This is a genomic window from Streptomyces sp. SA15 (assembly GCF_002291145.1).
In the GTDB taxonomy this organism is placed as follows: domain Bacteria; phylum Actinomycetota; class Actinomycetes; order Streptomycetales; family Streptomycetaceae; genus Streptomyces.
On sequence record NZ_NTGE01000021.1, the window covers coordinates 14,868 to 27,160 of the forward strand.

Annotated in this window: 10 protein-coding genes; 9 read left to right on the forward strand and 1 reads right to left on the reverse strand. The window is 71.6% G+C overall.

Features of this window, described 5'->3' with window-relative positions; all coding sequences use genetic code 11:
* Window positions 1-162: 162 nt before the first annotated feature.
* The gene (locus tag CLM62_RS03520) at window positions 163-1,245 is read right to left on the reverse strand and encodes an NAD(P)-dependent alcohol dehydrogenase (RefSeq protein ID WP_095748401.1); all 1,083 of its coding nucleotides are present in this window, start codon (window positions 1,243-1,245) and stop codon (window positions 163-165) included.
* 80 nt (window positions 1,246-1,325) lie between these two features.
* Here CLM62_RS03520 and CLM62_RS03525 point away from each other — a divergent pair, with 80 nt between their 5' ends.
* The 9 genes from CLM62_RS03525 to CLM62_RS03565 all read left to right on the forward strand — a co-directional run bounded on the left by CLM62_RS03525 (window position 1,326) and on the right by CLM62_RS03565 (window position 12,213).
* Window positions 1,326-2,771, forward strand: coding sequence for an aldehyde dehydrogenase (locus CLM62_RS03525; RefSeq protein ID WP_095748402.1), 1,446 nt, complete (start codon window positions 1,326-1,328; stop codon window positions 2,769-2,771).
* An 11-nt stretch (window positions 2,772-2,782) separates the two neighbouring features.
* Window positions 2,783-3,985 (forward strand): CdaR family transcriptional regulator, encoded by a 1,203-nt coding sequence (locus CLM62_RS03530; protein ID WP_095748403.1) that lies wholly within the window; start codon window positions 2,783-2,785, stop codon window positions 3,983-3,985.
* A 226-nt stretch (window positions 3,986-4,211) separates the two neighbouring features.
* Window positions 4,212-5,234: an alcohol dehydrogenase catalytic domain-containing protein gene (locus CLM62_RS03535; protein WP_095748404.1), complete on the forward strand. Its 1,023-nt coding sequence runs from the start codon at window positions 4,212-4,214 to the stop codon at window positions 5,232-5,234.
* Complete coding sequence (locus tag CLM62_RS03540; RefSeq protein WP_095748405.1) at window positions 5,231-6,610, forward strand: amidohydrolase family protein; 1,380 nt, start codon at window positions 5,231-5,233, stop codon at window positions 6,608-6,610. Before CLM62_RS03535 ends, CLM62_RS03540 begins: the two co-directional genes overlap by 4 nt.
* Before the next feature lie 13 nt (window positions 6,611-6,623).
* Window positions 6,624-7,292: a flavin reductase family protein gene (locus tag CLM62_RS03545; RefSeq protein WP_095748406.1), complete on the forward strand. Its 669-nt coding sequence runs from the start codon at window positions 6,624-6,626 to the stop codon at window positions 7,290-7,292.
* Window positions 7,293-7,435: 143 nt separating this feature from the next.
* Window positions 7,436-8,533 (forward strand): BMP family ABC transporter substrate-binding protein, encoded by a 1,098-nt coding sequence (locus CLM62_RS03550; RefSeq protein WP_095748407.1) that lies wholly within the window; start codon window positions 7,436-7,438, stop codon window positions 8,531-8,533.
* 34 nt (window positions 8,534-8,567) lie between these two features.
* On the forward strand, window positions 8,568-10,124 hold the full coding sequence (locus tag CLM62_RS03555; protein WP_095748408.1) for an ABC transporter ATP-binding protein: 1,557 nt from the start codon (window positions 8,568-8,570) through the stop codon (window positions 10,122-10,124).
* Entirely contained in the window at window positions 10,121-11,302 is a 1,182-nt protein-coding gene (locus CLM62_RS03560; protein ID WP_218835551.1) for an ABC transporter permease, read from the forward strand. The genes CLM62_RS03555 and CLM62_RS03560 overlap by 4 nt, the downstream gene beginning before the upstream one ends.
* Entirely contained in the window at window positions 11,299-12,213 is a 915-nt protein-coding gene (locus tag CLM62_RS03565) for an ABC transporter permease (RefSeq protein WP_095748409.1), read from the forward strand. The genes CLM62_RS03560 and CLM62_RS03565 overlap by 4 nt, the downstream gene beginning before the upstream one ends.
* Window positions 12,214-12,293 lie beyond the last annotated feature (80 nt).

Consider the following 12,293-nt stretch of genomic DNA (forward strand, 5'->3'; position numbering starts at 1 on the left):
CACGTGCTCGTGTCTTCTGCGCGGTGTTGTCCGGCCGCGCCACCGGATGTCTGCTGCCTCATCGGCGTCGGGTCACCCTAAGGTGCTGCCGCCGTGTGCGACAACGCCTCGTGGACGACGCTTCAGAAGCTCAGCACGGCTTTCAGAAGCTCGGCACGGCTTTCAGAAGGTCAGCACGGCTTTGCCGACCGAGCCCGACCGGACCGCCGCGACGGCCTCGTTGATCTGCTCGAACGGGAAGTAGGTGATCATCTTCTCGACCGGGAACTGCCCCTTGGCGTTGAGCTCGAGCAGCTTCGGCAGGAACAGCTGCGGCAGGCTGGACCCGGCGATGATGCCGGTGACGGTGCGCCCGTTGAGGATGCTGCGCCACTCGAAGCTCATCGACTCGCTCGGGCCGATGCCGATGACACCGGCGCGACCGAGCGGCCCGAGAGACTCCACCGCGGTGCGCAGGACGTCCTCGCGCCCGGTGGTGTCGATCACGAAGTCGAACCCCTCGGGGAGGAGAGCGGCCAGCTGCTCGGCGGCCGACCCGGCCGAGGAGTCGACGGTGTGCGTGGCGCCGGAACCGCGGGCCGCCTCCAGCTTGGCCGGGTTCACGTCTACGGCGGCGACGACCGCGCAGCCGCTCAGCGAGGCGGCGATGACGGCGGCCACGCCGACAGCCCCTGCCCCGAAGATCGCGATCGACGAGCCGGGGCGCGGCTGCAGCACATTGAGCACGCCGCCGGCGCCGGTCTGGAAGCCGCAGCCGAAGGGTCCGGCCCGCAACAGGTCCAACGACGGGTCGATCCTGACCACCGCCCGCTCCGGTGCGACGACGTGGCTGGCGAACGACGACTGGCCGAGGAAGTGGGCGTTGACCTCCCGCCCCTCATGGGTCACCGCGGTGGAGCCGTCGGGCCGGCGGCCGGAGAAGTTCACCGCGTCGAAACTGCGGCAGTAGGCGGGCGAGCCGGTGCGGCACAGCGCGCACGTGCCGCACGACGCGAAGGACATGGCGACGGCGTCGCCCGGGCGTACGGAGGTGACGTGCGCGCCGACCTTCTCGACGACACCCGACCCCTCGTGCCCGAGCAGCGCCGGCGTGGGGAAGAAGGTGGCGAACTCGAGGTCGGTGCCGCAGATGCCGACGCCGGCGACGCGGACGAGCACCTCGTCGGGACGGGGCGCGTCCAGGTCCACCTCGGTCAGGACGAATGGCTGTCCGGGTTGCTCCAGCAGAGCGGCGGTGGCGCGCACAGGGCCTCCTCGGTGACTCACCGACTCACATAACGAGATCGCATATTGACATGCGTGACAGGGTCGGTCAAGGTTCACGTATGGCGGCTGTTGACTTCCCTTCCTCCCAGCACTTCATCGACGGCGAGTGGGTCGCGGCCCGCGACGGCGGCACCCTGGACATCGTCGATCCGGCCACTCAACAGGTGATCACCAAGGTGGCCCGGTCGGGCGGAGCCGATGTCGACGACGCGGTCGCCGCGGCGCGCCGCGCCTTCCCTGTCTGGGCGGCGACCAGCCCCAGCGAGCGCGGGGCACTGATCCGGCGCTGGGCCGACCTGATCCTCGCCGACGTCGAGGCGCTGGCGGCCGTAGAGGCTCAGGACGTGGGCAAGCCACTGTCCGGGGGCCGGACGAACATCTACATCGCCCACGACATCATCAACTACTTCGCCGGCGCGGCCGACAAGCTCACCGGGGTCACGCTGCCGACCCGCAGCCCCGACTACCTGGGCTACACGGTTCCCGAGCCGTACGGCGTGTGCGCCGTCGTCATCCCGTGGAACGTGCCCGCCGTGCTCACCGCCGCGAACGTCGCGCCGGCGCTCGCCGCGGGCAACACGGTCGTCCTCAAGCCGTCCGAGATCGCGCCGCTGGCCCCGTTCGCATTCGCCGAACTCGCCCGCCGCGCAGGCTTCCCGCCAGGGGTGATCAACGTCGTCGCGGGCGGCCCCGAGGCGGGCGTCGCGCTGACCTCGCACCCGGGCGTCGACCACATCAGCTTCGTCGGCTCCACCGCGACCGGGCGGGCGATCATGGCGGCCGCCGCGCAGAACCTCGTCCCGGTGAAGCTCGAGCTCGGCGGCAAGTCGCCGAACGTGCTGTTCGCCGACGCCGACCTCGACACGGCGATCGAGGCGGTCGTCGCCTCGATCACCGAGAACGCGGGGCAGAACTGCTACGCCGGTTCCCGGCTGCTCGTTCAGGCCTCGGTGCACGACGAGGTCGTGGAGCGGGTCGCCGCCGCCATGGCCGCGGTCAAGACCGGGCCCTGGGAAGCCGACCTGGACATGGGGCCGCTGGTCAGCGCCGCGCAGTTCGCCCGCGTCAGCGGCTTCCTCGAGGACGCGCCTCGCGAGGGCGCGCGGCTGGTCACCGGCGGCGCACCCACCGGCGACGGGTGGTTCGTCCAGCCCACCGTGTACGACCGTGTGGACGCGGGCATGCGCATCGCCCGCGAGGAGGTCTTCGGTCCGGTTCTCGCCGTCCAGTCGTTCAGCGACACGGCCGAGGCGACCGAGCTGATGAACGCGACGGACTTCGGCCTGCTGGCCTGCATCTGGACCAACGACGTCTCCCGGGCGCTGCGGCTGGCGAAGGACGTCCGCTCCGGGCAGGTGGCGGTCAACCAGTTCCACGACGCGGGAGTGATCGGCTTCCCCTTCAACATGCAGAAGGACAGCGGCTTCAGTCAGGGCGGCGGGTACGGAGCGCTGCGCGAGTACACCCAGGAGAAGGGCGTGGCCATCCGGTTGCTGGCCCGCTGAGACCCGACACCATGGGAACCATCGCCGAAGCGCGGTCCGGACCGGCCCGGGAGAGGGCGCGGCCGGACGCCGAACCCGCCGTGCTGGAGCGGGAACTGACCGAGGCCGTGCTCGCCGGCGCCGCGCGCTCGGACGTGCTCATCGCACTGTGCCGGGCGACCGGCCGGCCTGTGCGCCTGCTGTCCGCCGAGGGCGCGGTGCTGGCGAGCACCGACGGCGGCGCGGGAGTGCCGGCCACGGTGGCGGACGGCGTGCTCGCCGGCGTGACCGGACCGGTGGTCGACACGCTCGACGGGCTGCGGGCCACGGCGCTGCCCGTGCGTGCGGGGACGACCGTGGCCGGTGTGCTGCTGACCGTCGGTCCCGGTGATCCGCGCGTGCAGGCGCTGGCCGGTGCCGCCGTCACCGCGCTGCGCATCGACGCCGTGCGCGCAGGGGACGGCTTGGCCGAGGTCTCGCCGCGGCACACACCGGCCGATGTCGTCGCCGCGCTGCGGTCCGGGACGGTGAGCCCCTCGGTGGGCGCGGCGGCCGCGGGGCTGGGGATCGATCTGCAGCGAGCGCTGGCCGGTGCCGTACTGCACTACGGCGGCTCCCGCCTGCGCGCCTGGTCCACCGCGCTCACCTGGCTCGAGCACCCTGTGCAGCAGGAGGCGCGCACGGCGTGGACGGTGGTGCCGGGCGAGGTCGTGCTCGCCCGCCTGCAAAGCCGGCTGCGCCTCATGACCGGCGACGAGTCCGCCGGTGACCACGTCGTCGCGGCGAGCGGCTCCCACCCCGACTCGACCGTAGGTCTGGCCCGGTCCTTCACCGAGGCCGAACGGCTGCTCGGTCTGGCCCGGACCCGGCGCGTCCCACTGCTCACCTTCGACCGCTGCGGAGTGGTGCGGGTGCTGCTGCCCCTCCCCCGCGCGGACCTCGAGGCGTATGCCGAGGCGCACCTCGGGCCGATCCGGCAGCGTCCGGAGCTGATGGCGACCCTGCGTGCCTGGCTGGCCGAGAGAGGCAGTCGGCAGAGCGTCTCCGAACAGCTCCATCTCCACCGCAACTCGGTGGGCTACCGGGTTCGCCAGATCAAGAACCTCCTCGGCACGGACCCTCTGCTTCCCGCCGCCTCGGCGGAGTTGCACCTGGCGCTCGCCGCGCTCGACCTGCTCGCCGCCGACGACCAGCGGCTGCGCGGCGACGACGAGCCGGTTTCAGCCGGATACTGATCCGCCATTCGCTGTGCCGCCGGGGTGGCGCGGCGCATGCGTCCGTACCCGCCTCCAGCCCGCGGCCCGCGCTGTGAGCCGTACGAGCGGGCGAAACGCCGACGAAACCCAGTTTTTCCACAGGAGCGTTGACAGCACTGGTCGGCATGGGCAGAGTTGCCTCACAATACGTTCCACCGCCTCGCAATGCGAGACGGCTGAGGTGAGGAGGGCCGCGGTGCGAGCGATGGTGCAGACCGATTTCGGGGGAACCGAGGTCGTGTCCCCGCAGGACGTCCCGGAGCCGGTGTGCGGACCGCGTGACGTTGTCGTCGAGGTCGCGTACTGCGGACTGAACCGCCTGGACCTGCTGCAGCGAAAGGGGCCGGGGCTGATCCCCGGCTTCCGCCTTCCGCACGTGCCGGGCATGGACTTCGCCGGAACGGTGGTGGCGACCGGATCCGCGGTCGGCTCCGTCGTCCCCGGCGACCGGGTCATCGCCGATCCCACCCAGGGCTGCGGCAGTTGCCCGCGCTGCGCGGTGGGCGACCGTGCGTACTGCGTCAGACCGCGCATCCTCGGCGGCAACGCCCCTGGCGCGCTGGCCGAATACGTACTGGCATCCGCGGAATCGGTCGTCCAGGTCCCCGAGTCCCTGCCGCTCGCCGCGGCCGTCACCCTGCCCACCGCCTTCGCGACGGCGTGGCACGCGGTGCACACCGTCGGGTCACTCTCCGCCGGTGAGACCCTCGTCGTGCACGGGGGCGCGAGCGCCGTCAGCCTGGCGGCCATCGCGCTGGCCAAGCGGGCCGGTGCCTCGGTCGTCGCCTTCGCCGGGAGCGACGAGAAGCGGGCCGCGGCCCGCGCGGCCGGCGCGGACCTGGTGCTGCGCAACGGGGAGCCGGACGCGGTGAAAACGGTGTCGATCTTCACCGACGGCGCCGGAGCGGACCTGGTCCTGGACCACGTCGGCACCGACACCTGGCGCACCTCACTGGACTGCCTCGGCATCCGAGGGCGTCTGCTCCTGATGGGCAACACCAGCGGCGACCAGGTGTCCTTCTCGCTCCAAGAGGTCTTCCACCGAGGCCTGAAACTGCTGGGCACCGGCGGCTACACCTCTGCCGACTTCGTCGCCGCCACGTCAGCCTGCTTCGCCGACCGCCTGCACCTGCCTACGGCCGCCCGGTTCCCGCTCGAGGATCTCGCCGACGCCTGGGACGTGCTCGGCGCCCGCGACACCATCGGCAAGGTCGTGATCGAGCCATGACCGACCTGCTGATCGTGGGCGGCGACGTCGTCACGATGGACTCCGCCCGGCGGGTCCTCACCGGTGCGACGGTCGCCGTGTCAGGGGACGGCATCGCCGCGCTCGGCACGGCCGAGGACCTGCGCGCCCGCTTCCCGGGTGCGCGGGAGATCGACGCGTCGGGCTGTGTCGTGGTCCCGGGCCTGATCGACGCCCACCAGCACACGACCGTCGACCCCCTCGTGCGCAGCACGATCCCGGACCACATCGGCTCGCAGGAGTCGATCTTCGACTGGATCGTCCCGCTGCATGCCCACGCCGACGGTGACGACGACGAACTGGCCGCGACCATCACCGCCGTAGAGTGCCTGTCCCGCGGCATCACCACGGTGCTGGAACCGGGCACGGTGGCCTACCCGGAACGAGTCGCAGCGGGGCTGGGCGCCGCGGGCATCCGCGCGCGGGTCGGCGGCTGGGGCTGGGACGCCGAGGGCGTGCCGTTCGGCGCGCCCGCCGACGAGGTGCTCGCCCGGCAGGAGGACATCGTCCGGTCCCTGCCGACCACCGGCCCGGTCACCGGGTGGGTGACGCTCGTCGGCCACGACCTCGCGAGCGACGAGCTCTTCGCCGGAGCGGCGAGCCTGGCCGAGCGGCTCGACACCGGACTGACCTGGCACGTCTCGCCGGGACCCGCCGACGTCGAGGCCTACGCCAAGCGCTGCGGGCGCCGGCCGGTGGTCCACTTCGGCGAGCTGGGAGTACTCGGCCCGCGCCTGCTGCTGGGGCACGCCGTGTGGCTCGACGACGCGGAGGTCGACGCGATCCTCGAGACCCGTACCGCGGTCGCCGCCTGTCCGGGGGCCTACCTGCGTCTCGCCCAGGGCTATACACGTGCGTCGCGCCACGCCGAGCTGGTGCGCCGGGGCGGCCGGGTGGCACTCGGCTGCGATGCCCACAACGCCGGCGACGCCCCGGACGTCTTCCTGGCCGCCTACCTGTTCGCCGGCCTCGAACGCGACCGTGACCTGCCCGACCCGATCCGCGCCGAGCAGGCGTTCGCGCTCGCGACGGTCGACGGTGCCGAGGCGATCGGTCTCGGCGAGCGGATCGGCTCCCTCGAGGTTGGCAAGGCCGCCGACATCGTCGTGCTCGACGCCGGCGACCCCGCCTGGACGCCCCGCGGCGACCTCGCCCGCCAGCTCGTATGGGGCCACGTATCGCGCACCGTCCGTGACGTGCTGGTCGACGGCCGCGTGGTCGTCCGCGACCGGCGACCGACCGGCATCGACCTCGCCGCCGTCGCCGAGGCCGCCGCCGAGCGATCCGCCGCACTCTTGCGGCGCGCCGGGATCACGCCCCGTCCGACCTGGCCGACGGAGCCGGCGGCCACCCGGTAAAGGAGACCCCCCGTTGAACGTCATCCACATGTCCGGACGCTCCCCGGCCCACAAGCAGGGCCTGCTCTCGCAACTGGTGGTACCGCGGCCGATCGCGATGATCACCACGCTCGATCCGGACGGAGGGGTCAACGTCGCGCCGTACAGCTACTACATGCCGGTCAGCGGCGAACCGCCGTTGATCGCGGTCACCATCGGCGCCCAGCGGGAGGGCACCCCTCAGCCGAAGGACACCTGGCTCAACATCGAGCGCACGGGCGAGTTCGTCGTCAACGTCACCACCGTCGAGATCGCCGAGCACATCGAGGCGGTGGCCCGTGAGTACCCCCGCGGCGTCAGCGAGATGGATGTCGCCGACTGGCGACCGGTGCCCTCACAGGTGGTCGACACGCCGTCACTGGCCGACAGCCCCGCGCACCTGGAGTGCCGTGTGCACGAGGTGATCGACCGCGGCGACCACGCTTCCTGCTTCTCGGGCGTGCACCTCTTGCTCGCCGAGGTCGTCTGCATCACCACCGACGACTCGATCATGTCCGCCCCGGACCGCGTCGACCCCACCCGGGTCCGAGCGGTCGGGCGGATGGGTTTCCCGTGGTTCGTCGCCGCGGGGGAGGACTCCCTCTTCCACCAGGAGCGTGTCTCCTACGCCGAGCTCGACCGGGCTGACAGGTCCGCCAACTGACCTCCCCCGACTCACCACCCCCCGACTCACCAACCCCCCCGACTCACCAACCCCCCCGACTCACCAACCCCCCCGACTAACCAACCCCCCCGACTCACCACCGCCTCGACGAGGCGGTGCCACCCAGCGAATGGAACCGCACCATGACTGCAGGTAGATCTCTCTGGCGTTGTCGGGCGGCGCTCGGCCTCGGCCTCGCCCTCACAGGAGCCCTCGCGCTGTCCGGCTGCGCCAGCAATGAGGCGACGGCACCCAAGACGACCGCCGCGGCGAGCGGCAGCAGCGGCGGCTCAGGCCTCAACGAGCCCGATGTCAACAGCGACGGCAAGGTCGTCATAGGTGTCCTCAGTCCCGGCGACATCAACGACCGCGGCTACTACGAGAGTTTCGTCGACTCGGCCGACGCCTTCGCCAAGGAAAAGGGCTGGACGGTCATCAAGCGCGGCAGCGTGCCCGCGAGCGACGCGCTGAGTGCGGCACGCGCGCTGTGCCAGCAGCACGTCGACATGGTCGCGCTGGCCGCCAGCGAGCTCAAGGCGGCCATCCCGGCCTCCGAGGAGCCGGTCTGCGCCAAGACCGCCTGGTATGTGCCGTCGTCGGCGAACATCGACCAGACCCCGCGGATCATGCTGTCCTCCGACAACCCCAACCAGTCGATGCTCGCCGCCGGCTACGCCGCGGGCCTGAAGATGAAGGCGGCCGGCTACACCAAGGCCGGGTTCGTCACCGGCATCAAGGCCGACTTCAGTGTCCTGGGAGCCAAGGCCTTCCTGGCCGGGATCCGGGAGGTCGTCCCGTCGGCCACCCTGGTGAGCACCTACACCGGTGACTTCAACGACTCGGCGAAGGCCAAGGAGGCCATCCAGGCCCAGATCAGCCAGGGCGCCAAGGTCATCTACCCCTACCTCGGGGGCGCGACCGACGCCGCGGCGCAGGTGGCGAACGCAGGCGGCGTGCTGACCCTCACCCCGGGCACCGACCGGTGCGACTCGACCAGCCCGAAGTTCGACATCTCGGTGATCTTCAGCCCGGGTGACTACTTCCGCGCCGCGCTGGAGGACTTCGCCAAGGACGACCTGAAGATGGGGACGCCGCGCGTGTGGCAGTTGGGGGTCGACCCCTTCCCGACCGTGAAGATCTGCAAGGGCCAGGGCGACGAGGACCAGCAGCTGGCGCAGTTCATGAAGAAGATCGGCAGCAAGGAGATCGACCCGGAGGCCGAGGTCAAGCGCCTCGGCTGACCGTGCCGACACCGACCCAGGAGATTCACACGCGATGACACCGACGACCTCAGCGGCTCGGATCCTAGAGCTGCGCGGCATCACCAAGTCCTACGGGTCCGTCACGGCTTGCGACGCCGTGGACCTCACCGTCGACGCCGGCGAGATCCACGGTCTCCTGGGCGAGAACGGCGCGGGCAAGTCCACTCTCATGAAGGTCCTGCTCGGACTGATCCGGCGCGACGCCGGCACCGTGCTGGTGCGCGGTGAACAGGTCGCGCTGGACAGTCCGCAGGAAGCGGCCGAGCTGGGCATCGGCATGGTGCACCAGCATTTCAGCCTCATCAACGGGCTCACCGTGTGGGAGAACGTCGCGCTCGGCGACACCGGCCCAGTGAACAAGCAGGCCATCTGCGCCGACATCGCCGAGGTCGCCGCGCGATACGGGCTGCCGGTCGACCCCGAAGCGCGCGTCGATGCGCTCGCGGCGGGCGAGCGGCAGCGCGTCGAGGTGGTCAAGTGCCTGCGGCGCAACCCTCAGATCCTGATCCTGGACGAGCCCACCTCGGTGCTGACCCAGGCCGAGTCGCAGGAACTGTTCGCCGTGCTCGGCCGGGTGGTGCAGGAGGAGGGGCGCGCCGTCATCCTCATCAGCCACAAGCTCGCCGAGATCGTGCAGGCCACGGACCGGGTGACGGTCCTGCGCAAGGGCCGTGTCGCCTTCCGGGCGGTCACCGCCGAGACCACCGCGCCGGAACTGGCCCGCCAGATGGTGGGCCGGGACGTGTCGCTGCACGACGAGGCCGCCGCCCTCGGCCTGCTTCCGGTGCAGAAGACACGTACTGCCGAAGGCGGGGCGCACGACCGGCAGCCGCCCGTCCTGCGCCTCGCCGGCCTCACCGTCGAAAAAGGCGGGGTCAGGGCTCTGGAAGGAATCGATCTGACCGTGGGCGCGGGCGAGATCTGCGCCCTCTACGGCGTCGAGGGCAGCGGCCAGGCGGTGCTCGGCGAGGTCCTGGCCGGGCTTCTCGCGCCGACTGCCGGCACCGTCGAGGTCGCCGGCCGCGGGGTCGACGTGACCCGGCCCGGCGCGCTCGCGAAGGCCGGTCTCGGCATCGTGCCGGAGGACCGGCACCGAAGCGGCGTCGTCCTCGACATGAGTGTCACCGAAAACCTGACGATGAAGTCGCTCGACAAGCTCAGCGGCCGGTTCCTGCTGCGTCGGCGCGCGATGCTCGCCGAGGCCCGCCGCCTCGCGGACGAGTTCAACATCATCGCTCCCTCGCTCGACGCACCGGTGCGCAGCCTCTCCGGAGGCAACCAGCAGCGCGTCGTGCTCGCCCGGGAACTGTCCGGTCACACCAGCGTCCTGGTGGCCGCGCAGCCCACCCACGGGCTGGACGTCGGCGCCATCGAGGACATGTACGCCCGACTGCGCCAGGCGGCCGCCGAAGGCGTCGGAGTGCTGCTCATCTCCACCGAACTCGAGGAAGTCATGGCCCTTGCGACCTGGATCGCGGTGATCTCGTCCGGGCGGATCACCGGAGCACTCCCCGTCTCGGAGGCGACCCCCGAGCGCCTGGGCATGCTGGTCGGCGGTGAGGCCGCATGAGTGCCGCCTCGCTGACGAACGGGGACGACCTCGCCCGGCGCTTCCTCGCCCGGCTTCGACCCGGGCGCGATGGCTGGATGACGGCGGGCCTGACCGCCGTGCTGCTCGCCGTCGCCGCGGGCGCGTCCGCGCTGCTGCTCGTGCTGACCGGTGGCTCGCCGAGTGCTTCGGCGGACGCGATATGGACCGGGAGTCTGGCCGACGCCACGGGATGGACGACGACGCTGCTCAATACGGCGCCGCTGCTGCTGGTCGCGGTCGGTGCGTGCATCTGCGCGTCCGCCGGCACGTTCAACATCGGCCAGGAGGGACAGGTCCTCATCGGCGGCCTGGTCGGAGCCTGGGTCGGGCTGCGGCTGGCCCTGCCCGGCCCGACGCTGGTCGTCGTGGTGCTGATCGCCGCGGCCGTCGGCGGTGGCGCCTGGGCCGCGCTCAGCGCTCTGATGCTCCGCTTCCGCGGCGTCAACGTCCCGGTGAGCACCCTGCTGATGACGTTCCTCGCCATCCAGCTCGTCACCTTCGCGGTCAGCACCCCCTGGTTCCTGCAGGAGAGCGCGCAGGGCTCCTCGGGGATCGCCGACGCGGCGTCCAACCCCCTGCCGGCCAACGCTCGGCTCGGCGGCTTCGGGCAGTACCCGTCGGTGCAGCTGAACGTGGGCCTGTTCATCGCCCTCGTCGCCGCGGTCGGCGTCGCTGTGGTCCTCACCCGCAGCCGGTGGGGCTTTCGGGTGCGCATGCTCGGACTGAATCCGCTGACGGCCAAGCACACCGGTGTGAGGGTGGCCGCGCTCGGCGGCTTCACCCTGGCACTGTCCGGCGCCCTCGCCGGGCTGGCGGGCGGGCTGCTGCTGGTCAGCCCGGTCGGCACCAACCGCCTGCAGGCCGGGCTCTCGGACAACTTCGGCTGGGACGGCCTGCTCGTCGCGCTCGTGGCGCGCAACCGGCCCCTGGTCGCGATCCCGGTGTCGTTGGTGTTCGCCGTGCTGCGTGCGGGCGGCGATTTCCTCTCGGCCACGGGCGTGCCGTACTACCTCGTCGATGTCGTCAAAGCACTGCTGGTCCTCGCGTTCGTCGCGCCGCCCGTCCTCGTCGACCTCTTCCGCAGGCGTCGCGGTGCCACACCGCAGGCGGCGCCCGACCTGTCCGTCGTCCCGACCAAGGTGAAGGCAGCCGCGTGAGCGTTCTGGACAGCACCACCACCATTCTCGCCAGCGGTGTCCGGCTGACCGTGCCACTGGCGTTCGCCGCCTGCGGTGAGTACGTGGCCGAGCGCGCCGGCACCATGAACATCTCCGTCGAGGCGATGATGCTCGGCGCCGCGTTCACCTCGATCGCCACCGCGAGTGCGACCGGCAGTGCCACCGTCGGCCTTGTGGCCGGCGTGGTCACGGGCCTCGTCCTCGGCTTCGTGCACGGCAACCTCTCCCACCGGGCGCAGATCAACACCTTCGTCGTCGGCCTGGTGCTGAACGCGCTGGTGCTGGGGCTGACGAGCTACCTGATCACGACGAACGAGTTCGTCTCGCACCAGGTCGGGATGCTGTCCATCCCGCTGCTGCAGGACATCCCGCTCATCGGCAAGCCGCTGTTCTCCGAACGCTGGCCCGCCTTCCTGCTGCTCGCGCTGATCCCGCTCACCTGGTGGCTGGTGGAGCGCAGCCGCTGGGGCCTGGAACTGCGGGCGGTGGGGGAGAACCCCCAGGCCGCCGACGTCACAGGCATCAAGGTGAACATGCGGCGCCGGCAGGCTCTGCTGTGGTGCGGCGTACTGGCCGGTCTCGGTGGCGCGTACCTCGCGGTCGGCGAGGTCGGATCGTTCAACCAGAACATGACCGCCGGGCGCGGATACATCGTCATCGCCGCGGTGATCTTCGGGGCGTGGCGGCTCGGCCGGACCATGCTCGGCTGCCTGGTGTTCGGCCTCTCCGACGCGATGCGCCTGGCGCTCCCGGCGCTCGGTGTCACCCTCAACGCCCAGCTGCTCGTCGCGGCCCCGTATCTGCTCGCGCTCCTCGCCATGCTGCTGTTCACCACCCAGCACCGGGAGCCCGGCGCGCTCGGCCGGCCCTTCGAGCGCGGGTCGACGTGACGGCCGGGACCCGGCGAGGACGGACGCCGGCTCCGCGAACGGGCGGGGCCGGCATGCGGGTACGGGCGCGGGTGCGCGAG